Below are 22,457 nucleotides of genomic sequence, written 5' to 3'. Positions count from 1 at the left end.
CTTTTTTAGCGGGTGAACAAAGTACGCGATGGAGATTTCCGGTCAATTTTGTTAGAATTTCACTAATGAAGACGGGGCTGCCCCGTTTCAGCCGCAGAGATTCGATCTCCATTCTCCAACACCACCTATGAAAGCCACCAAATACATGCTCGCCGGTCTCCTGATCGCCGGTTTCGGGAGCGGTTCCGCCACAGCGGCAGAACTTCGCACCTGGACGGACGTCGAGGGCCGCCAAGTCTCCGCCACCTTTGTGCAGATTGATGGAGATGCCATCGTTCTGCAGACAGGAGATGGTGCCCAGCACCGCTTCCCTCTGGCCCGCCTTTCAGCGGAAGACCAGGCTGTAGCCAAGGCCGCCCAGTCCGCCGCCCCGGCCGAATCAGCCACGGCAGCTGCGGCCCCGCAGATGCTGGCCAATGCCACGGTTGCCCAGGCAGCTGCGAAGATTGACCAACTGGTGGCTAACGGCCTCATCAAGGCGAATCCGACTCGCGCCAGCATCGGCAAAGCCCCGATCAAGAGCTTTAATCCCATGGCTAATGACGAGCAGTTCGTCCGCCGTGTGTATCTGGACATCGCCGGGCGCATCCCAAACTTTGAAGAAGCCACTTCATTCATCCAAAACAAGGATCCGAAGAAGCGGGCCAATCTGATTGACATGCTTTTGGAGTCGGATGGTTACAAGACGCATCTTTACAACTACTTTGCCGAAATGCTCCGCATCAAGGACGAGTTCGAGCAGGACAACGTCCGCGGCACCCCTTACATCAAGTGGTTCAAGGAGCAGATCGCCAAAAACGAAAAATGGGACAAGATGGTTTACCAGATGGTCACCGCCACTGGCAAAATGTGGGACAAACTGCCTGACGGCAGCTACAACGGCGCCGCTGGCTACCTGCTTCGCGATGCCGGCATGCCTCTGGACAACCTGGCCAATACTCTGACCGTGTTTCTCGGCACCGACGTGGCCTGCGCGCAATGCCATGACCACCCGTTCGCCGACTGGACCCAGAAGCAGTTTTATGAGATGGCCGCCTTTTTCGGCGCCACCACCACGCGTCTGAATGCGAAAGACTTTGGCGGCACCAACCCGGTGGACCGTCTGATGGCAGGCATTGAGCCGATTATTGAAAAGTCCGGCCAGGACCTCCGTCGCCAGCGCAATGGCATCCAGAACTTCCTTCGCGCCAACACGTCCGCCATCAAGGACCGCGACATGAACAGCACCAAGCTGCCACATGACTACCAGTATAAAGACGGCAAGCCGGGTGATCCTGTGGCCCCTAAATTTGTGACCTGGTCCGCCGGTGACAAGAACAACCCTGCCTACAAGCAGAAGAAAGGCACCGAAGAGAAGCTCCGCCTTTCCTTCGCCAACTGGATGACGCATCCTGAAAATCCCCGGTTTGCCATGACCATCGCCAACCGCATGTGGAAGCGTGCCTTTGGCGCAGCCGTCAATGAGCCTGTCACCAACATTGATGATCCGGAGCAGTCGGTGAATCCGGAACTCCTGATGCATCTGGCCCAGGAAATGAAGCGGGTGAAGTTTGACCTCAAAGAGTTCATGCGCATTGTTTACAACACACGTGCCTACCAGTCGGAAGCCACGTCTGAAAACATCGCCCTGGGTGAACTGTATTACTTCCAGGGGCCGATGCTGCGCCGCATGAGCGCCGAGCAGGCCTGGGATTCCTACATGACCCTGGTGCTTGGCAAGCCTGATGAATACAAGGCCCCCCTTCAGGACCTGTATGCCCGCTCCATTGACATGAACCTGGAGACTGTGGATGCCCAGACTGCCCTCATCAAATACAGCGCCTACCGCGACATGCAGAATAAAGAACGTGCCCTCATGGGCGGCGGTCTGGACATGGTCGGCGGTGACAGCATGATGATGGACGGAGGGGCCTCCAAAAAGGATGCTGCAACCGTGGCGGCCGCTGATGGTCCCGGCAAAATCCTCACCTATGAAGGCATGCGCCTGATGCGGTCCGCTGAGATCCAGCAGCCTGCTCCTGGCGGTCACTTCCTGATTGATTTCGGCCAGTCCCCCCGCATGATCATTGATGGCAGCACCCGGATCGGCAACGTGCCGCAGGTGCTGACGATTATGAACGGCAAGGCGCAGAAGATGCTCACCAGCCGCGATTCCCTGGTCTTCCGCACGATGGACAAGGTCAACAGCCAGCCTGAGAAAGTGGAGCACATGTTCATGACCATCCTGAACCGCCGCCCCACCATGCAGGAGAAGGACATCGCCAAGCGCGCACTCGCTGCCAGCGGTGAAGAAGGCTATTCCAACATGATCTGGGCTTTGATCAACACCCGTGAGTTCATGTTCATCCAGTAATCATTATAACCGAAACGATACCTGAACTTACCTTTTTATATGAAATCCGAATTACTCCGCCTGAACGACCACAGCCGCCGTCAGTTCATGCTGAACACTGCCAAGACAGCTCTTGGCGTCAGCGTGATGTCCGGCCTCTCCTCCAAAATGGCCGCCGCCGCAGGGAACACCGGTCCGGGCACTCCTGGATTTGGCAAGGCCAAGCACGTGATCTACCTCTGGATGAACGGTGGCATGACCCACCTGGACACCTTTGACCCGAAAACCGGCCCGACCAAAGGTCCGGGTGAGCCGATCAAGGCCAAGGCGGAAGGTATTGACTACCTGGGCAGCTACCTGCCGAAGCTGGCCGAAAACGCCAGCAAGCTGTCCATCATCCGCTCCATGTCCTCCAAGACAGGCGTGCATGATTCCGGCACTTACATCATGAAGACCGGTTATGAGCCGCGCACCACGATCGTCCATCCTTGCATGGGCGTCTGGGCCACTCACTTCCTCGGCAAAATCAAGGATGTGACCCTGCCGGACAGCGTCATCGTCAACAGCGGCAGCGCCTATCCAGGTGCCGGCTTCTTCCCGCCGGCCATGTCCCCGATCCCGATTTCCAATCCGGAAACCGGCCTGCAGAACATCCGCCCGACCACGGCTGAATCCATGTTCAGCAAGCGGATTGACCTCATGAACGAGTTCGACACCTCCTTCCGGAAGAAGTTCCAGACGGAGGATGTGAAGGCTTACACCGAGTTCTACGACGAGACCCTGAAGCTGATGAAGAGCGAAGACCTCAAAGCCTTCGATCTGAGCCAGGAATCCCCAGAGACCCGTGAGAAATACGGTCGCAACAACTTCGGACAGGGCTGTCTCCTCGCCCGCCGTCTCGTCGAAAGCGGCGTGCGTTTCGTCGAAGTCCAGATGGGCGGTTGGGACATGCACAACCTCATTGACAATGGCATGACCAACAACGGCAATACGCTGGACACAGCCTTCTCAGCCTTGCTGCTGGATTTGGAAGCCAAAGGCCTTCTGGAATCCACCCTGGTCTGTCTCGGCTCCGAGTTCGGCCGCACACCGGACATCAACGAAAACGACGGTCGCGACCATTACCCGCTGGCTTACTCCACGGTCTTTGCAGGCGGTGGCACCAAGCGCGGCTTTGCCTACGGAGCCACCGACAAGGAAGGACGCCGGCCTGCCGACAAGCAGACCAGCCCTCAGGACTTCCTGGCCACCATCGGCCATGCCATGGGCCTGCCTGTGGAAGAAGTGGTCATGTCCCCGTCCAACCGTCCCTTCACGGTGGCGGACAAGGGCGTGCCTGTTACAGACATCTTTGCCTGATCTGGCAAATCATCCCGGTCGCCGCTCTTCTCGATCTGGATACCCGGCACCCGGCCATTTTGGCCGGGTGCTTTTTTTTGCGCTGCTGGAAATCCCCGGTTACCCAGGGCTTGCGCATCAAAATTCAAGCTTTGAAAACCACTGATGGGCACTATACCGATTTCCAAAAAGAGTGTCCGAAATTCGGCTGAGCTTTGCTTGGCTCCCTCAGCCCGAAGGGCTGCCTATGAATAGCCGGAGGTCAGGCGAGTCTTGACGAGCTGGACCTCCGGTAACGGGTGACAATGTTTCCACGGTGCCGACTACTCCAAAGGAGTAGTCCCATCGGCCACGCCCCGGTCATTCTGGCTGCGACGTGATGGGGCAACCCTGCGGGTTGGTCTTCTAGACGGGTCCCGCTTGCCTGACCGGAGGTTAGCTCGCCGAGGCTCGCGTCACCTTCCGGCTATTCATGGGTTAGCCCTTCGGGCTAGAAAAAGCGGGCCAAACAGAGGCTTGCCTGCGCTCAGGCGAGGTTGCGGAAACCCTGCGGGCTCCATCACTCGTCACTTCGTGTCGGCTGCCCTGCTTTGATGGATCCAGCCAGTCCGTGGCGCAAAAGGGTATGAAACTCAGGCTTTTTTGCTGCAGTCTTGTGCTGGATCGCGGAATCCGGGATAAAAAAACCCCAAACACAAATGTGTCTGGGGTCTTGAATTCAGCAGCCAGGCATCCCCTGGCCGGCCCAGTCTCAGGCGGCGACTTTGTCTTCAGGCTCGATCAGGCCGTACTCGCCATCCTTGCGGCGGAACATGATGGCCAGCTTGTGAGTGGTCTGGTTGTGGAAGACAACGAACGGGCGGTCGTTGATCTCGAGGTCCATGATGGCTTCATCAGGATACAGCGGACGCACTTTGTACTGCTCCTGGTGGATGTAGGAGTGCTCGATGGTTTCGAGCTCGCTGTGCAAATCATCGGCATGAAATACTTTCTGCTCCAGATGGCGGATGCTGCCGTCCTTGCGGGGGCGGTGGCTCTTCAGCAGACGGGTTTTGAACTTGCGCATCCTGCGGGCGATCTTGGAGATGGACTCGTCAATCGAGGCATAGATGTCCTCCGTGGTGCTCTTGACCTCGATGTGAATGTGGTCGGCACAGAAGAGGATGATCTCGGCGATCTGGCGGTGGTGCTCCACATCCAGGATGATCTTCGCCTCAATGATGCGCGGGTAGTCCAGGTGGAGGCTCTCGATCTTTTTGTGTGAGTATTCGCGAATGGCGTCGGTGATCTCGATATGACGGCCGGTGACGACGACGGGCAGGTTCACGTTATGTTTTTGCATGGTATGTATCCTCCTATTTGGGGTTGGTTGAGAAAAGGTTGGTTAAAAAAATGCGGGGGTAAAAGCTGCTACATGGAGAAGTCTTCGCCAAGATAAAGCCGGCGGGCTTCGGGATCGTTGACAAGGAATTCCTTGCTACCATGCCGCCGTACCTGGCCTTCGAAAATGAGATAAGCACGGTCCACAATGTTCAGTGTTTCGCGTACATTGTGATCGGTGATCAGAATGGCCAGACCGGCCTGCCGGAGCATGCGGATGATGTCCTGGATCTCGCTGACGGCGATGGGGTCCACGCCGCTGAAAGGCTCATCCAGCATCAGGAGTTTGGGTTCTGTGACGAGGCTGCGGGCGATGGTGAGGCGGCGTTTTTCACCGCCGGAAAGGGTGAGGGCCAGATTATCCGCCACATGGTCAATGCCAAATTTTTCCATGAGCTGCTGGCACTGCTCCTCGCGCTCCTTTTTGGTGTAGCTCTGGGTTTCCATGACGGCCAGGATGTTCTCCTTCACGGTCAGCCGGCGGAAGATGGACTCTTCCTGCGGCAGGTAACCCATGCCCAGGCGGGCGCGTTTAAACATTGGCTGTTCAGTGGCGTCATTGCCATTAAAGATAACCTTGCCCCCGTTGGGGCGCACCAGACCGACGATCATGTAGAACGTGGTGGTCTTGCCTGCGCCGTTCGGTCCCAGGAGTCCGACGATCTCCCCGGCCTTCACCTCGATGTCCACACCGTTGACCACGGCACGGCCGTCATAGACCTTTTTCAGGCCTTCCGTGTGCAGCAGCATGCTCCGTTCTTCCCGGTCCTCAGCGGAGGTCATCCCGGCAGAAGAGGCATCCGGCGTCCCCTCCCAGATGCGGGAGGAGTCCTGGGAATTGCGCGAGTTTTTAGGACGGGTGGCTGACATGCCGTTGGAAAGGTAGAATGGGGGCTGCGGGGCTGGCTGGTTTATTCCTGGGACAGGATGACGGTGCGGGTCGGGCGGTTGGAACTGAATTTGCCGTTTTTGTCAAAGGTCATGACGGTGTCCGGGCTGATGGAGGTCTGCATCACGTTATCCGTCTGCACCTGGGGATTGTCACGCATGGTGATGAGACCCGTGGCCCCGTCATAGACGGCATTGCGGCAGAAGGCACGCTGCGCCTTGCCTTCAGGATCCTTCTTTTCGATGCGCACCATGGGGCCGGAGGCGATGGCTTTTTTGACCATGTTGTTTTCCTCCTCCTGCGGGCCTTTTTTCTTGGGCGCGGCCAGGAGCGGATCTTTTTTGGAGAGATCTGGCTTGGTTTCCTTTTTCCCGTTCTCCTCCTCCAGGTGGACGACCAGCTCTTCACACTCGATGTAAAACTGCGGGTGGCGGGCGCGCACGCTGCCCGTGTAGATGAGGATGTTGGTATTGGGATCAAAGACGGAGTTGTCCGCCTCGATCACGACCATGGGTTTGCGGGCCGGTGCTGACCCCGGGGCCGCCGGAGCCGTGGGCGGGCTATCGGCAATGGGTTGCAGCAGTTGTGGCTTGGGGCCTTCCGGGGCCGGTGGCTGGTCTCCAGCAGCAGTCGTGCCTGCGGCAGCAGCAGGGGGTGCGCCCTCTGCAGCCTGCCTGCGGGCATCCAGCATCTTTTGCGCCTCAGGCAGCAGCGATTTGGCGGCGGCTGCGGCCTGGGCTTTCACTTCAGGGGATTGCATGGCGGCCTTCGCCGCATCGGTCAGGTTGCCGGGCAGGTTTCCCATCAGGCCTTTGGCTGTGGCTTTAGCCTTGTCCAGCTCACCGCTGGCCTGGGCCTGGCGCAGTTTTTCAGCCGCTTCACTGATCTGTTTTTTCTCATCGCTCACGGCTGGTGTGCCGGGGCGTGAAGCACCCTGCCCGCTGGCGGACAGAATCATGCCGGCAAGGAGCAGGGCAAGGGTGGCGAGCGTTCTCATAGTCATTCGTTGGTTGGGTTGCCCTCCGCTTTGCCCGGAGCAGGGTTCATGTCAAAGATCAATGTTCGCACACGGCCTTTCATGCTGCCGATGGAATGGGCCGTATCAAACACCATGCTGTCACCCTCCATTTCAAAATCGGCCCGGCTGACGCGGCTGCGCTCACCGCTGCGCATGATCTGGTCCGGCATGTTATAAACCGCGCTTTTCAAATCCACGCGCAGCGTCGCCGCAGGATCTTCTGCATAAACCTCCACCACCACATTGACAGCGGAAAGGAGCTCCTCATCCAGCCGGGTCAGGGTATCCGCCGTGAGCAGGGAAGAAGGCTTGCCGTCTTTAAAGGAAGGCACCACCACGTTCTTGTTCACGAAACCCAGGGGGATCATTTTGCCAAAGGCGTTCATGCCTTTGGCCTCCTCCGGCTCTGCCACCGTCTGGGCCAGCGCCACGGCTGCCAGGGCCAGCATGCCCAGGGAAAGACCGGCTCTGTAAAATGTCTGCGTGTTGACCCGCCGCATGTTAAGAATCCTCCGTCACAAGACTGTGAATACGCCGCAATTTCTCCACCACCTGGGCGATGTCTGACATGGGCACCTGGTTAGGGCCGTCAGAGAGGGCCTCCGCCGGATTGGGATGCGTCTCCATAAACACACCGTCACATCCTGCCGCAACGGCGGCCCGTGCCAGCACGGGGGCCAGTTTGCCATCTCCGCCGGTGGTCGTTCCCAGGCCGCCTGGCCGTTGAACCGAGTGGGTCGCGTCAAAAATGACCCGATAGCCCAGCTCCCGCATCCAGTATAGCGACCTCATATCCGTTACCAGGTTTTGATAACCAAAGGTCGTTCCGCGTTCAGTAAAAAGAAAGTTTTCGCAGCCGGTGCTGGCCAGTTTTTCGGCGATGTTTTTGACATCCCACGGAGCCATGAACTGGCCCTTCTTCACATTAACGGCCCGGCCGGTCTCCCCGGCCGTGAGGATGAGGTCCGTCTGGCGGCATAGAAAAGCCGGGATCTGCAGCAGGTCTACGTGCTCTGCGGCGATTTTGGCCTCCTCCGGGGAGTGCACATCCGTGGTCACCGGCACGCCCAGTTTCTGGCCGATCTGCTCCAGAATCCGGCAGCCGTCCTTCACGCCCAGGCCGCGATAAGAGCTGATGGCGCTGCGGTTGGCCTTGTCATAGGAGGCTTTGAAGACCCACTTCAGCCGCAGGCTGTTGGCAATGGCCCCCAGCCGCTCCGCCACCTCCCAGATAAAGGCCTCGCTCTCGATGACGCAGGGACCGAGAATGAACAAAGGCTGCGTGCCATCCACTGGCACGGAACCCACCTTGACAACGGGGAGAGGGAGCATGAGAACGAAAAAAATGAAGGTGGGCGGGGTGCCACCTTGCGACTTGCAGGATAGCGAGCCGACTCCGTCCTGACAACAGGCAAGTGCAAGGATACTGCATGCCGATGCGGCTCTTCATGCCTCGGCCGCTGCACCTCAGGAAAAAGCGCATCGGCTTGTAACTTTACACTTTTTTCAAACCAATCTGAAAATTGGGATCATTCCTGCTAACAAGCCCATGAGCCGCCAATTTTGAGAACAACCGCTGCAAATATTCTCAAAGCTGAGATGAAGGCTTGAAACTAGAGTCACCCGTCAACTGAATGAAGGTCAATAACACAATCGTCGTTTCGATCGGCCAGGCCGGCAACCAAATCGCTTCTTCGTTCTGGAAGACGGTCTGCCAGGAGCACGGGATTGATCCGCTCACCGGACAGTGTGCTGCAGGCGCAGCACCACTGGGGAACTGGAGTTCGTTTTTCTCCAAGCTTGGGGAGTCTTCTTCCGGCAGCTATGTGCCGCGCGCCATCATGGTGGATCTGGAGCCAAGCGTCATCGAACATGTGAAGGCCACCAGCGGCTCCCTGTTTAATCCCGCCAGCCTCATTTCCCGCACCGAAGGGGCGGGGGGCAACTTCGCCGTCGGTTACATGGGTGCGGGGCGTGAGGTGCTGCCGGAGGTCATGGGCCGGCTGGATTATGAGATCGACCGCTGTGACAACGTCGGCGGCATCATCGTGCTGCATGCCATCGGCGGCGGCTCCGGCTCCGGCCTGGGCTGTCTGCTCATTGAAACGCTGAAGGACAAGTATCCCGAATTCCCCGTGCTGAGCTGCGCCGTGCTGCCGTCCCCACAGGTTTCCTCGGTGGTGACGGAGCCTTACAATACGGTCTTTGCCATGAACACGCTGCGCCGTGCGGCCGATGCCTGCCTGATCTTTGACAATGAGGCGCTCTTTGAACTGGCGCACCGCAAGTGGAACATCGAAAGCCCCACGGTGGATGACCTGAACCTGCTCATCACGGAGGCCCTGGCGGGCATCACCGCCTCCATGCGCTTCAGCGGCTTTCTGACGGTGGAGATCAGCCTGCGCGAGCTGCTGACCAATCTCGTCCCGCAGCCCTCCCTGCATTTCCTCATGTGCGCCTTTGCCCCGCTGACGCCGCCCGACCGCAGCAAGTTCGAGGAAATGGGCATTGAGGAGATGATCAAGTCCCTCTTTGACAATGGGTCCGTCTTTGCCGCCTGCTCGCCGATGGAAGGGCGCTTCCTGAGCACGGCCGTGCTTTATCGCGGCATCATGGAGGACAAGCCGCAGGCGGATGCCGCGCTGGCCGCGATGCGGGAGAAGCTGCCGCTCACGTATTGGATTCCCACCGCTTTTAAAATCGGATACGTGGAGCAGCCCGGCACCTCCCACCGCAAGAGCATGGTGCTGCTGGCCAACAACACCGAGATCGCCCGGGTGCTGGACCGCATCTGCCACAACTTTGACAAGCTCTGGCAGCGCAAGGCCTTCGCCAACTGGTACCTCAATGAAGGGATGACCGAGGAGCAGATCAACGGGCTGCGCGCCTCCGCCCAAGAGCTCATCCAGAGCTACCAGGTGGCTGAGGAAAGCGGTGCCAAGGCGAAGGTGCAGGACACTGCGGGCGAGACCGTCGCCCGCTCCAGCAGCATGGAGGATCCCCGCAGCTCCATGAGCCTGCGCGACCTGGTGGACCGCCGCCGCTGATTTTCCACCTGCACCCGCTTAAAAGCTAAATGATTCCAAGAACCATCCCGGAGGACAAACAGTGAGAGAGATCCTGAGCATTCACGTCGGACAGTGCGGCAACCAGATTGCAGACAGCTTTTGGAGGCTTGCCCTGCGCGAGCACGGCCTCACCGAGGCAGGCACCCTCAAGGAAGGCAGCAATGCCGCCGCCAACAGCAACATGGAGGTTTTCTTCCACAAGGTGCGGGATGGCAAATACGTCCCCCGCGCCGTCCTGGTGGACCTGGAGCCGGGCGTCATCGCCCGTATTGAGGGCGGAGACATGTCCCAGCTTTTTGATGAAAGCAGCATCGTCCGCAAGATCCCGGGCGCGGCCAACAACTGGGCGCGCGGTTACCATGTGGAGGGAGACCGGGTCATTGACCAGATCATGAACGTCATTGACAGCGCCGTGGAAAAAACCAAAGGCCTGCAGGGTTTTCTGATGACGCACTCCATCGGCGGCGGCTCCGGCTCTGGCCTCGGCTCGCTCATCCTGGAGCGTCTGCGGCAGGCCTACCCGAAGAAGCGCATCTTCACCTTCTCCGTGGTGCCTTCACCGCTCATCTCGGATTCCGCCGTGGAGCCCTACAATGCCATCCTGACCCTTCAGCGCATTCTTGACCATGCGGATGGCGCGGTGCTGCTGGATAACGAGGCGCTGTTCCGCATCGCCAAGTCCAAGCTGAACCGCAGCCCGAATTACATGGACCTCAACAACATCATCGCGCTCATCGTCAGCTCGGTGACGGCTTCCCTGCGTTTTCCCGGGAAGCTGAACACGGACCTGAGCGAGTTTGTGACCAATCTGGTCCCCTTCCCCGGCAACCATTTCCTGACCGCCAGCTTTGCGCCGATGCGCAACCTGGGCCAGGAAGGCCAGGTGCGGACGAATTTTCCCGAACTCGCCCGCGAGACTTTTTCGCAGGACAATTTCACCGCCGCCATTGACTGGCAGCAGGGAGTTTACCTGGCCGCCAGCGCACTCTTTCGCGGGGATGTGAAGGCCAAGGATGTGGATGAAAACATGGCCAGCATCCGCAAGTCGCTGAACTATGCCAGTTACATGCCGGCCTCCGGCGGGCTGAAGCTGGGCTATGCGGAGACCGCCCCGGAAGGGTTTGCCTCCAGCGGTCTGGCCCTGGTCAACCACACCGGCATCGCCGCTGTCTTTGAGAGGCTCATCTCCCAGTTTGACATCATGTTTGACAACCATGCCTACACGCACTGGTATGAAAATGCAGGCGTGTCCCGTGACATGATGGCCGAGGCCCGCAATCAGATCGCCAACCTGGCCCAGTCCTACCGCGACGCGAGCTGACCTCTAACTGCGGCCTAACCAACTTCACTTTTGTGGACCCCAACCTGGAGCGCCTGATTGCCGCCGCCTCCCGCAGCGTCGAGGAGGCGCGGCGCGCGGCCTACCGCGATGCAACGCGCATCGGCCTGCTTGTGGAGCAGATCAGCGTGCTGGCGGACCTGCGCCAAAAGGAGGGGGACTTTCGGAAGGCGGAATCTCTTTACCGTGAGGCGCTGCAACGCGCCCTGGAGCCACGCAAGCCGGACGCGGAGCTGCTGACGGGCATCCTGTCCCTCATCGCCCATCTTTATGACCGCTGGGGCCGCATGGACCAGGCTGCGGAGCACTATCAAAAGGCGCTCGATGTGGCCGTGCGAGGGGGAGTCGCCGACAGTGACAAAGTGGCCACGATCAAGAACAATCTGGCCATGATCTTCAAGCAGTTGCGCGACTACGCCAAGGCTGAGCAGTATTACAACGAGGCGCTTGACCTCTTTCTGCTCTCCGACGGCAGCCACAGCGCCCGTGTGGCCAGCGTCTATAACAACCTCGGCGTGCTTTATTATACCAACTTGGATGTGGAGAATGCTCAGAAGATGCATGAACATGCGCTCAGCATCCGGCAGAATCTGGCCAATGATGCCACCGACCAAGCCGACCTTTCCCAAACCTACATCAACCTCAGTGCCGTGTACAAAGCCTCTGGAGATTTTCAAAAAGCGGAAACCTGTGTGGAACATGCTAAGAAGATCCGTGCCGGCATGAATGGCTACCACCCGCAGCCGCGGCGCGCCGCCTCTCTGCTCATGGACAAATCGTTGTGAATCCAAAATTTTCCACCCTCCAGATTCTCCTCCGCCAGCGGCTGGAGACCATCGCCGACCACGCCTTTCGTGATCGCGACCCGGCCGCCCACCTGGCTGAACTGCAACGCGTCTCTGAAGCCCTGGCCGCCGAGCACACCCGCCTGAAGCCGCAGCTGCCCGCCCGGCTGAACCACTTCCTCACCCAGTCCAGCCTGACCAAGGCGCTGGACTATCTGGAAAACGAAGCGTAGGCATGGCGGCGAAAAGCAGCCGCCCGGAATGTCACCCCGCCACTACCTCCAAGAGCTCCTCCAGCAGGCCTGGGCAGGACTGAAGTGGCTGGCCGTCATCGGGCCCATGGCCGTGGCGGTGGGCTCCGCCTGCGCTCTTTTTTTATGGAGCCTGGACCGGGCGACGGAGACCCGCTTTGCCAATCCCTGGCTGCTTTTCCTGCTGCCCGTCGCCGGCGTCGTCGTGGGGTATGCTTATCACTGGTTTGGCAAGCCGGCGGAAGGCGGCAACAACCTCATCATGGAGGAGATCCACCAGCCGGGCTGCGGCGTGCCGAAGCGGATGGCCCCGCTCATCCTCATCAGCACCGTCATCACCCATCTCTTCGGTGGCTCCGCTGGACGAGAGGGCACTGCCGTGCAAATGGGCGGAAGCATCGCCAGCAGTGTGGCGCGGCTTTTCCGGCTGGAGGCACACGCCGTGCGCATCCTTCTCATGGGCGGCATCGCCGCAGGTTTTGGCGCGGTGTTTGGCACACCGCTGGCCGGAGCCGTCTTTGCCCTGGAGGTGCTCGCCATCGGCCAGATGCGTTATGATGCCCTCACTGCCTGCCTGGCCTCCGCCATGATTGGCGACTGGACCTGCCACGCCTGGGGTGTGGGCCACACGCTTTACAATGTGGGCTACATGAGTGATGGCATGGTGCCCACACACTTCTTCCACCTGGAGGCAGTGATGCTGGCCAAGGTGGCCCTGGCGGCGGTGGCTTTTGGCATGGCCAGTTATCTGTTCTCCGAACTGTCTCATGCCGCCTCGGCAGGCTATAAAAAAATCTGCCCTTATGCACCATTGCGGCCTGCCATTGGTGGAGTGCTCGTCATCGGCCTCGTCTATGCCCTGGGCACCACCCAGTATCTCGGCCTTGGCGTCACCTCGCCAGATCCTGAGCATGTCACTATCGCCTCCCTCTTCACCACCCAGGAGGTGCATCCCACCGCCTGGTGGTGGAAGCTGGTCTTCACGGTGGTGACATTAAGCGCAGGTTTTAAAGGCGGGGAGGTGACACCTCTTTTCTTCATCGGCGGTGCTTTGGGCAATGCCCTCGCCGGACTCCTCGGCGCTCCGTTGGACCTCTTCGCCGCCCTGGGTTTTGTCGCCATCTTTGCCGGAGCCACCAACACCCCGCTGGCCTGCACCATCATGGGCATCGAGCTCTTCGGCGCAGCCAACGGCGTGTACATCGCCGTGGCCTGTTTCATCGCCTACCTGTGCAGCGGCCACACCGGCATCTACCTGGCCCAGCGCGTGGCCGTTTCCAAATATGGCCGCGTATTGCTGCCACCGGGTGCGACTCTCAGGGACCTGCGCACCCCCAAACCGCCCCCTCAGGAAAAGCCTGCCGAACCTAAAGGCGATCCCTGATCCTCTTCGGCGTCACAAACAAATCGCATTTTGTTCTTCCCAGGCCGTTGCATCTCCTTGAAGAATGTCCCTTCTGGTTGCGTTCTTTTTAACCGCTTTTGCGGTTTTTCAGTCATTCTCCCGATCCACGCCACATGTCTTCTCCCAAAGCTCCCTCCTCCACCGGTCGCAACATGGCACTCATTGCCGCCTTTTTAGGCTGGATGTTTGACGGATTCGAGATGGGGCTGTTTCCGCTGATCGGCAAACCCGCGCTTCAGGACCTGCTGGCTTCCACCGTCGCACCGGAGGCCATGTCCGGCCATCTGGACCGCTGGTTCAGCGTCATCATTGCCACCTTCCTCGTTGGCGCAGCCACTGGCGGCGTCTTCTTTGGCTGGCTCGGCGACCGCATCGGCCGCGTCAAGGCCATGTCCCTTTCCATCTTCACCTATGCCATCTTCACCGGTCTGTGCGGCTTCGCCACCGAGGCCTGGCACGTGGCCATCCTGCGCTTCATCGCCTCCCTCGGCATGGGCGGCGAGTGGGCCTTGGGAGTGGCCCTGGTGAATGAACTCTGGACCAAAGGCAACCGCGCTCTGGTGGCCGGGGCCATCGGTGCAGCGGCCAACTTCGGCTACCTCCTCGTCGCCGCGCTCAGCCTCGGCATGAACACCTTCATTGATACCATGCGCGAATGGATCCTGGCCATGGGCGGCTCTGAATCTATGGCTGGCTATCTTTTGAAAAACCAGGCCTGGCGCTTCCTCATGATCATCGGTGCCCTGCCTGCTGGCATCATCTTCCTCATCCGGATCTTTGTGCCCGAGTCTGACAAATGGGAGGATGAAAAAGCCGCTGGCAAGACTTCCTTCTGGAGCACCCCCGATCTTAAAGGCGTGCTCATTGGTGCCGTCGTCGCACTCGGCATCATCTGGTCCTGGTCGCCCATGGGCATCGAGGCCGGCGTGACTTCCCTTATGGCGGTCGTGATTACCGTCGTCGGTTTTGCCGTTGTGGTCTGGGGTTACCTGCTGCCCGTGCGCCGCTATCTGCAGCGTGCCCAGGCCGCCAACAGCATCACCCGCGAAAGCCAGCTCACCATCGGCAAGAACCTCCTCATCGGTGCAACCCTGGCCGGGATCGCCCTGCTGGGCACCTGGGGTGCCGCCCAGCAGTCCGCCAAGTGGTCCACTGAGCTGGCTCCCAACGGCTGGACCAACGTCGCCCAATACACCCAGATTTCCACCTCCGTGGGGGCCATCCTCTTCGCCATGTTCGCCCCCTTCCTGGCCAACATGCTGAACCGCCGCATCACCTATCTGGTCATGTGCATCTCCGCCCTCGGCGCAGCGCTTCTGTTCTATCAGACCAACGACACCATCAACTACTGGTTCTTCACCTCCGCCTTCCTGATGGGCGGGATCACCGCCAGCTTCTACGGTTTCTTCCCGTTGTATCTGCCAGAGCTGTTCCCCACCAGTGTGCGCGCCACCGGCCAGGGTTTCTGCTTCAACGTCGGCCGCATCATCGCCGCCATCGGCGGACTTCAGATCGCCAACCTCGTCCACGCCTTCGGCACCTCCGCGAATGCCTATTCCGCCCTTTGCGCCATTTACCTCGTCGGCATGGTGCTCGTCTGGTTCGCCCCGGAAACCAAGGGCAGGGCGCTGGCCTGATGCCGCCTTTGGGATTGCACTGGCACTCTTGATCCGCCCGGACAAAAGTGCCCGCCTCACCTGTCTCCTCCGTGGCTTTCTTTTACACCTTCGACCAGCTTCGTCATTGGGCCGATGTGGCTCCTTCCTTGAACCCGCCTGCAAAGCTGGCTGTCATCGGGGATCCCATCGGGCATTCCAAGTCCCCCCAGATGCATAACCCGGCGCTCCAAACCTGCGGGCTGGGCGCCCAGTATGTGCGCGTGCAGGTGCCGGTTGGCAGTGTAAAGGAGGCGTTTGGCCTTTTCATCCAGCACGGTTTTCACGGTGCCAACATCACCATTCCGCATAAGTTTGAAGCGCTGGATGTGGTGGATCATGTGGACCCGCTGGCCCGCCGTCTGGGCGCAGTGAACACCCTGGCCATTCGTGATGGAAAGATGCACGGCTACAACACCGACGGGCCCGGTTTCCTCCGCAGTGTGAAGGAAGCCTTCGGTGCGGAAGTGAAGGATCTTCGCATTTTGATCCTTGGTGCCGGCGGCGGCGCAGGCCGCGCCGTTGCGGTGCAAAGTGTCCTGGCCGGATGCAGACACCTGCTCCTGGCCACCCGCACCCAATCCAAGCTGGCTCCACTCATGCAGGAGCTGGAATCGCTACCGGAATCCAAGACAACACTGCAAATCTGCACCCTCGTTCATGACGATCTGGCCGAACAACTGGCCAACGTGGACCTCATTGTCAATGCCACCTCCCTCGGCATGAAACCGGAGGATGAAAAGCTGCTGCCGGACGGCTGCCTCGAAGCCCGCCATTGCGTTTACGACATGGTCTATCGCGCCAGCGGCCCCACCGAGCTCATCCAGGCCGCCACCACCGCCGGTGCCCGCCATGCCGATGGCATGTGCCTTCTCCTGCACCAGGGTGCCATCTCCTTTGAGCACTGGTTCCCCGGCCACACGGCTCCGCTCGAAGCCATGCGCGCTGGTTTGGCTAACAAGGAGTGAGGGCATCCTGCCCTCAACATGAGGCCGGGACGGCCTCACACCTTGGAATCCACCGCCCCCAACTACTCCCTCAAAGGCACCACCTTGCGATCCAGATCATGGCTCGCATGAATGTGCCGGATCGTACCGCTGCGTGAGCGCATGAGGATGCTGTGCGTCTCAATGCGATGACCGATGATCTTCACTCCCGGCAGCAGCGGGCTGTCGCTGATGCCGGTGGCGCAAAACAGCGCGCTTTCACCAATGATCAGGTCGTCACTGCGGTAGGTGCGGTTCATCTCCTCCTCGCTGGTACTCGCCGCCACCTCGGCCCGGTGCTCCTCATTGTGAAACCACATGCGCACGTCCATGTCACCGCCCAGACACTTCAGCGCTGCAGCGGCCAGCACGGCCTCCGGGCTGCCGCCCATGCCCACATACATGTCCACGCCGCTTTCCGGCAGGGAGGGAGCCACGGCAGCGGCGATGTCCCCGTCCGTGATCATCCGCAGGGCGGCACCGCAGTCTCGCACTTCTTTGACGATCTGCGCATGGCGTGGCCGGTCCATGGTCACCACGACCACATCGCGGACTTTTTTTCCCAGGGCGTCGGCGATGAATTCGATGACCTCCTTCAAAGGCATGTCCAAAAAATTGCGGTCGCCTTTCTCCTTCAGCGCACGCTTCACCGCCGGGCCATAGGCCAGCTTGTGGCTGTAAAAGCTGGGGATGTTCATCATGGCAGTCGGCGCACCATCCGGCTTCTGGGCGGCAGCGATGACCGAGATGCTGTTAGGCGTGCCTTTGGCAATGTTGGTGGTGCCGTCAATCGGGTCCAGGGCGATGTCAAAGCGCGGGCTGCCGGGTTTCCAGGTGCCCAGATGCTCCCCCACCAAAATGCCCGGAGAGTCATCCTTGATGCCTTCCCCGATGATGACCTCTCCCCGGATGTCCAGGATGTCAAAGACACCATAAATGGCATTGCACGCCGCAGCATCCGCCAGCTCTTTTTCCCCACGTCCCAGCCAGTGAATGGCATTCAGCGCCGCATTTTCCGTGGCACGTACAAATTCAAACTCAAGCACACGCTCAAGATCCAGGGGGCTGCGAAGGGGCGGAAGGTCTGAAGACATGATGATGAATAAGAAGGCGCTTCATGGCGGAGTGCCATAAAGAGGAGATCGGGTGACTGAAAATAACGGGAAAATGGGTAATGACGAACAAAGAATGGCAGGATAAGTTTTTTTGACGGCGGATGAAGTATCCGTGGTTAAGCGAAGACTGAACGGCGACGGCGGAAAAGTGTATAACCTCCATGATCCAGATCGAAGACCTGACGATGAACTATGGCGACCTGAAGGCGCTGGACAGCCTGTCGCTGGAGATCCGGCCGGGAGAACTCTTTGCTTTCCTAGGCCCCAATGGCGCTGGCAAGACCACCGCCATCCGGCTGCTGACGGGCCTCATGAAACCGATGAGCGGACGGGTGCGCATCTGCGGCATTGATATCCAGAAAGAGCCGATGAAGGCCAAGTCCCTGCTGGGATATGTACCAGATGTGGCAGTGTTTTACGAAAAGCTCAGCGCGCCGGAGTTCATGCACTTCATTGCGGAGCTGTTTGAAATGGATATCGCCCATGCGGCGGCGAGGACGAAGGCTTTGTTTACCCAGTTTGGCCTGCATGAGCACTGCGGCCAGCGCATTGAAAACCTCAGCCATGGCACGCGGCAGCGGCTGGCCATTGCGAGCGCGCTTCTGCATGAGCCGAAGGTCTTCGTGATTGATGAGCCGATGGTGGGCCTGGACCCCATCCATGCACGGGTGGTGAAGGAGGAACTGAAGCGCCAGACACAAACGGGAGCGACAGTGCTGATGAGCACCCACCTGCTGAACATTGCGGAAGAAGTGGCGGACCGCATCGGCATCATCCACCGGGGAAAGCTGCTCTTCGTCGGCACACTGAAGGAGCTGCATGCGGCCCAGGAGAAGCAGGGCCTGAGACTGGAGGAGATCTTCCTGGAGATGGTGGGTTAGGCTGCCATTGCCGTCGTGTTTAAAGTGTCTGTGATGATGTCGAGCGTTCCAGTTTCGGTGTCGTGTCCAGCGAGGGGCTTTTAAGCTGCTCCTTGGCCTTCATATACTCACTTTTGAAATCATCTTTCACCGACGGACCAGTATCCGCTCTGGCAGAAATGGCGTCCATTTCATCATCCAGATCATTGAGCATATCACGCCGGCGCAAGGACGCTTCCATCGGGTTTTCATCCTCAGCCATGAGAGCCGCCCGTGTTTGAGTTTTGCCAGGCTGCGGAGCTGACACGGATACGATCTCAGGTGAAGAGTCATAAGCGGCCACATCCAGAGATGAAGGAGGGCGCGGAGCAGACACAGAAACTGCCACCGGGGCAACTGGAACCGCCACCGGGGCAACTGGAACCGCCACCGGGGCAACTGGAACCGCCACAGGGGCAACTGGAACAGCCACAGGGGCAACTGGAACAGCGACGGCAATAACCGGTGAGACAGGGCCACGAATCTTGTCCAGAGTGCCCTGCCATTGATTGTAGGCACCGGCTGCACGCATTTCATTGACGACATTATCAATAGGGGTGCTGACCGGAATCTGGTGATTTGCCCCGCCGGGATCACCAGCGGTGGAAACGAAGGAGTTTGCGGCCTGGACACTCAGGACAAGGCCTTTGTCTGCGGCTTTTTGAGAGCCCACACTTTGCGCCATAGACTGGGTGTAAGTTGCCGTGAGCTGGTTGTTGGTGCAGCGCAAACAAAGAATGTTGGTCACGGCTTTGTCGGCACCGGCATTGCCAAGGAGAGGATTTGCCTGGGCAGCCTGATGGATGCTCTGCAACAAAGGGCGCACATCCTGGAGAAGCTGGGCGTTGTCATCCATGGATTTCAGGAGCGCCGAAGCATTCTGAGCCTGGGTCTGCACCGCACCACCTGCCAGATGGGCATGAAGCCGGCCCGCATCCTGCTGGACGGCCTGAAAGTAGGGATCTGCCAAAGTGGTGAGACACTCCCGGGCAAACTCTGTGGCCAGTGAATCTTGTCTGAACATGGTGTCATTCTTGGTGGCAGGATGCCCCAGCTCCGCAGTCATGAGCTGGTCCATGAGGACCTTGTAATCAGCCACCTGGACGTCTCCTCGGGTGTTGAGGGCATGGAACACGCTGCCGCCGATGTGGTGCGAGGCATCTGGAGTGGCCAATGCCTGCTGGGCTGCCTGGATGGCGGCGGCGGGAGAGCCCGCATTGAGGATTCCCTGTATATTGGCATCCATCGAGGCAGCGAGGTGCTGTGCCTGCGGGTCGCTAAACAGGACGTTCTGATTGGAGGCTTGGGTGGTGGCTGATTCCAGGCTTTTAGAGATGGCCTTATCCAAGCTGGCCTTTAAGGTGGGAGAGGCAAGGTTGAGGGAGCTCTGGCCATAGGTCTGCTGAAGCTGATTGCTCCATTCAGTCTGGATATCACCCATGATTTGGTTGACGGATTTGGCCCCTGGCCGGACGGCTTCGCGGATCAGGGGCTCGATGGCGGGGGATGGCTGGACGCCGGTGGTGCGTTGAAAGGCGTCTTTGAGCACTTGCTCAGCCTGATTGAACTGGCCATTTCTCCAAAGGACACCCAGGGTGCCTTCGTTGGCGAGCTTGGCCACAAGCTGGTTGTTCTGCACCCGCAACTGATGGTCATCATTTTGGGTAAAGTGCTGCGAAATTTGGTCAAATGAAAGGGTGCCAGTTACTGGCAATGGTGTGCTGTTGGTAGGCATGGCTGGCGGAATAGTGTGCTCAGCTACTAGCCCAACGGCGGTGGCTTGTGACACCCGGGTATAACCAGAGACGTTGAGAAGTGACCTGTCGCATAACATTCAGGGCGGACCACTCGGTCCGCCCTGATGTATTATGGAAGGTTACCAACAGCCAGAAGACAACCTGCATTGAAGGGATGGACACCGCAGAGGATCATCCATCTGCAAATACCCTGGCGGTTGTGCAGGCAGGTTGGGTCAGGGCCGGGTAAGAGGGTTGTAAGGAGTGTGTGAGAAGGACCCGAAACACTTCCCCTTCCCTGCCCGGCTAAACAGATTTACTGGCCAACGCAGTACAGCTTGTCCTGGGTGCGAATGAAGAGGCAGCCGTTGGCGGCGGCAATGCTGCTGCGGCAGCTTGCGGCGTCGCCGTTGGGTTTGCTGCCGTTGCCCATTTCGTTGACGCTCAGAAGCTCAAACTTGTCGCCACCGGCTTTGACCACGTAAACGTCGCCCCAGAAGTTGGTCATGTAGATTTTGCCGTCCACCACAGTGGGGCTGCTTTCAAACTTGGCTTTGCTGCCCGTTTCGCCCGTCCAGATGACCTTACCGGTCTTTGGTTCCACGCGGCTGACCGTGCGGCGGCCGCTGTCCAGGACGTAGAAGCTGCCTTCATAAAACGCGGGAGTAGAGACGTCGGTGGTGACTTCTTTGGGATCGCTGGCCCAGAGGGGTTTGATTTCGTTGCCTTTGCTGTCCAGAGGCATGGCGAAGACAGGGGAATTTTTCGGGGCGCAGACGAGGGCGATACCTTCGCCAACAACTGGGGACGGGACAAGACGGAAGAATTTGTTATACCCTTCCCCGGCCAGGTTCCAGGTGGTGAGGCGGGCGTATTCGCTGCCGGTGGCGGCATCGTGCAGGGTCAGGGTGTCACCGCCGGAGATGAGCATGATGCGCTTGCCGTCATGGTCGGCAAAGACAGGGGAGCTGAAGGCTTCCAGGGACTCGACCTCGGCCGGGGTTTTGCGGAGCTGCTTCCAGACATCCTTGCCCGTGGCGGGGTCCACGGCGAGGATGTAGCTGGTCATGTCCTTGCCAGGGGTACCTTTGGGGAAACCCTGGAATTCGAAGGGTTCATCCCGCTGGAGGACCTGGATGTAGAGCTTGCCACCGTCCAGCATGGGGCTGCTGCCGTAGGTCCACTGGGTGGCGAAGGCACCGTGAGTTTCTTTGAAGTCGCGCTTCCACTGGAGGTTACCAGCCAGATCAAAACTGGCGGCAACGGCATCGGCAAAGAGGAAGATGACGCGCTCGCCATCGGTGACGGGGGAGGGGCTGGCCAGGTTGCTCTTGTTATCCCACTGCAGACCGCCTTCGGAGACGACCTTGCGCCAGAGTTCCTTGCCGGTTTTGGCATCATAGCAAAGACCGACCAGCTGCTGCTTGTCCACGATGGGCGCGGTCAGGAAGACCTTGTCCCCCCAGACCACCGGCACGGAGGCGGAGATGGCCGGAACATCCACGGACCATTTGACCCCTTCGGTTTTGCTGAATTTGGCGGGAAAGTTTTTCTCTGGGCTGGAGCCGTCCATGGCCGGCCCGCGCCAGTTGGGCCAGTTTTCAGCATTGGCAAAGGAGGCCGCGAGAGTCAGGGCGAGGAAGTAGGTCAGTTTCATGCGTCAGTGTAAGAGAATGATAACGGGGCGAGTTGTCGAGATGTTTCGGCAGCAGGTGTGCAGGTCCAGGGCTTACGCATTAAAAATGGGGAAACAAAGCTTGGATCAATTGAGAGCGAAATTCTGGGGACAAGACGGCCCTCTGGCGTTTGGATCGCAGGCTGCCTTTCAGCGAGTGGTCCATGAGCAGTTTCATTGCAAACTTCCGCATCAGGCTCAGGTTGTGCGCAGCTGGCACATCCCGCATCTGGCTCTCATCCTCGCGGAAGGTGGTGTCCAGGACATGGTGGCACTGGTTCTCGATGGCCCAGTGCGCCCGGATGTGGCCGCCGAGCTTCGCGGCATCCGGCGGCAAGCTGCTCAGGTAGTAATGCACCTCATGGGTCGGAGTTCTCCCCATCGTGCCCTAGACGCATGCTGCGGCGGATGACGTATAACGCGCTGCGCAGTCCATACCACAGGAAGTTCTTTGGGAACCACTTATTATTGACCGCACAGGCCAGCACCTCACGCTCCTCGTAGCGCCCGTGGCTGAGTTCTGAGGTGCGGTGCACGGAGACCTCCGCCGGCCCGCTGATGGGCACGTCCTCGCCGGGATGCAGCG

Annotated in this window: 20 protein-coding genes; 10 read left to right on the top strand and 10 right to left on the bottom strand. The window is 59.4% G+C overall.

The genetic code is table 11. The features are described from left to right. The first annotated feature begins 127 nt into the window (after positions 1-127). Both WJU23_RS17880 and WJU23_RS17875 read left to right on the top strand, forming a co-directional pair. Complete coding sequence (locus WJU23_RS17880) at positions 128-2,353, top strand: DUF1549 domain-containing protein (protein WP_346333972.1); 2,226 nt, start codon at positions 128-130, stop codon at positions 2,351-2,353. A gap of 39 nt (positions 2,354-2,392) precedes the next feature. After that, on the top strand, positions 2,393-3,691 hold the full coding sequence (locus WJU23_RS17875) for a DUF1501 domain-containing protein (protein WP_346333971.1): 1,299 nt from the start codon (positions 2,393-2,395) through the stop codon (positions 3,689-3,691). A gap of 730 nt (positions 3,692-4,421) precedes the next feature. Here the strand turns inward: WJU23_RS17875 and raiA are convergent. From raiA to kdsA, 5 genes are all read right to left on the bottom strand, one after another. Next, positions 4,422-5,012, bottom strand: coding sequence for a ribosome-associated translation inhibitor RaiA (gene raiA, locus WJU23_RS17870; RefSeq protein ID WP_346333970.1), 591 nt, complete (start codon positions 5,010-5,012; stop codon positions 4,422-4,424). A gap of 68 nt (positions 5,013-5,080) precedes the next feature. Next, positions 5,081-5,833, bottom strand: coding sequence for an LPS export ABC transporter ATP-binding protein (gene lptB, locus WJU23_RS17865; protein WP_346334061.1), 753 nt, complete (start codon positions 5,831-5,833; stop codon positions 5,081-5,083). A 128-nt stretch (positions 5,834-5,961) separates the two neighbouring features. Next, positions 5,962-6,936 carry an LptA/OstA family protein gene (locus WJU23_RS17860; protein ID WP_346333969.1) on the bottom strand — a complete coding sequence of 325 codons (975 nt, stop codon included), beginning with the start codon at positions 6,934-6,936 and terminating at the stop codon, positions 5,962-5,964. A gap of 2 nt (positions 6,937-6,938) precedes the next feature. Next, positions 6,939-7,457: a hypothetical protein gene (locus tag WJU23_RS17855; RefSeq protein WP_346333968.1), complete on the bottom strand. Its 519-nt coding sequence runs from the start codon at positions 7,455-7,457 to the stop codon at positions 6,939-6,941. Between the two features lies 1 nt (position 7,458). Beyond that, a complete protein-coding gene (gene kdsA, locus WJU23_RS17850) occupies positions 7,459-8,289 on the bottom strand; it encodes a 3-deoxy-8-phosphooctulonate synthase (protein WP_346333967.1) in 831 nt (276 codons plus the stop codon). A 302-nt stretch (positions 8,290-8,591) separates the two neighbouring features. Here kdsA and WJU23_RS17845 point away from each other — a divergent pair, with 302 nt between their 5' ends. The 7 genes from WJU23_RS17845 (at position 8,592) to aroE (ending at position 16,428) form a co-directional block, all read left to right on the top strand. Then, a complete protein-coding gene (locus WJU23_RS17845) occupies positions 8,592-10,004 on the top strand; it encodes a tubulin beta chain (protein WP_346333966.1) in 1,413 nt (470 codons plus the stop codon). A gap of 61 nt (positions 10,005-10,065) precedes the next feature. Beyond that, complete coding sequence (locus WJU23_RS17840) at positions 10,066-11,346, top strand: tubulin beta chain (protein WP_346333965.1); 1,281 nt, start codon at positions 10,066-10,068, stop codon at positions 11,344-11,346. 32 nt (positions 11,347-11,378) lie between these two features. Beyond that, the gene (locus tag WJU23_RS17835) at positions 11,379-12,149 is read left to right on the top strand and encodes a tetratricopeptide repeat protein (protein ID WP_346333964.1); all 771 of its coding nucleotides are present in this window, start codon (positions 11,379-11,381) and stop codon (positions 12,147-12,149) included. Further along, complete coding sequence (locus tag WJU23_RS17830; protein WP_346333963.1) at positions 12,146-12,382, top strand: hypothetical protein; 237 nt, start codon at positions 12,146-12,148, stop codon at positions 12,380-12,382. Before WJU23_RS17835 ends, WJU23_RS17830 begins: the two co-directional genes overlap by 4 nt. A 28-nt stretch (positions 12,383-12,410) precedes the next feature. Beyond that, positions 12,411-13,784, top strand: coding sequence for a voltage-gated chloride channel family protein (locus WJU23_RS17825; RefSeq protein ID WP_346333962.1), 1,374 nt, complete (start codon positions 12,411-12,413; stop codon positions 13,782-13,784). A 134-nt stretch (positions 13,785-13,918) separates the two neighbouring features. After that, positions 13,919-15,442, top strand: coding sequence for an MFS transporter (locus tag WJU23_RS17820; protein ID WP_346333961.1), 1,524 nt, complete (start codon positions 13,919-13,921; stop codon positions 15,440-15,442). A 71-nt stretch (positions 15,443-15,513) separates the two neighbouring features. Beyond that, positions 15,514-16,428 (top strand): shikimate dehydrogenase, encoded by a 915-nt coding sequence (gene aroE / locus WJU23_RS17815; protein WP_346333960.1) that lies wholly within the window; start codon positions 15,514-15,516, stop codon positions 16,426-16,428. 62 nt (positions 16,429-16,490) lie between these two features. Here the strand turns inward: aroE and glpX are convergent, their stop codons facing one another. Next, entirely contained in the window at positions 16,491-17,540 is a 1,050-nt protein-coding gene (gene glpX, locus WJU23_RS17810) for a class II fructose-bisphosphatase (protein ID WP_346333959.1), read from the bottom strand. Positions 17,541-17,722: 182 nt separating this feature from the next. Between glpX and WJU23_RS17805 the strand changes: the two genes are divergently transcribed. Then, entirely contained in the window at positions 17,723-18,442 is a 720-nt protein-coding gene (locus WJU23_RS17805) for an ABC transporter ATP-binding protein (RefSeq protein WP_346333958.1), read from the top strand. 19 nt (positions 18,443-18,461) lie between these two features. Here the strand turns inward: WJU23_RS17805 and WJU23_RS17800 are convergent, their stop codons facing one another. From WJU23_RS17800 to WJU23_RS17785, 4 genes are all read right to left on the bottom strand, one after another. Continuing rightward, positions 18,462-20,195, bottom strand: coding sequence for a hypothetical protein (locus tag WJU23_RS17800; protein ID WP_346333957.1), 1,734 nt, complete (start codon positions 20,193-20,195; stop codon positions 18,462-18,464). Positions 20,196-20,512: 317 nt separating this feature from the next. After that, positions 20,513-21,853 carry a PQQ-binding-like beta-propeller repeat protein gene (locus WJU23_RS17795; RefSeq protein ID WP_346333956.1) on the bottom strand — a complete coding sequence of 447 codons (1,341 nt, stop codon included), beginning with the start codon at positions 21,851-21,853 and terminating at the stop codon, positions 20,513-20,515. A 79-nt stretch (positions 21,854-21,932) separates the two neighbouring features. Then, complete coding sequence (locus WJU23_RS17790; protein WP_346333955.1) at positions 21,933-22,229, bottom strand: ISAs1 family transposase; 297 nt, start codon at positions 22,227-22,229, stop codon at positions 21,933-21,935. A gap of 1 nt (position 22,230) precedes the next feature. After that, positions 22,231-22,407 (bottom strand): hypothetical protein, encoded by a 177-nt coding sequence (locus WJU23_RS17785; RefSeq protein WP_346333954.1) that lies wholly within the window; start codon positions 22,405-22,407, stop codon positions 22,231-22,233. Positions 22,408-22,457: the final 50 nt, after the last annotated feature.

Source organism: Prosthecobacter sp. SYSU 5D2 (genome assembly GCF_039655865.1).
In the GTDB taxonomy this organism is placed as follows: Bacteria; Verrucomicrobiota; Verrucomicrobiia; order Verrucomicrobiales; family Verrucomicrobiaceae; genus Prosthecobacter.
This window is presented reverse-complemented; position numbering and strand designations above follow the sequence as displayed.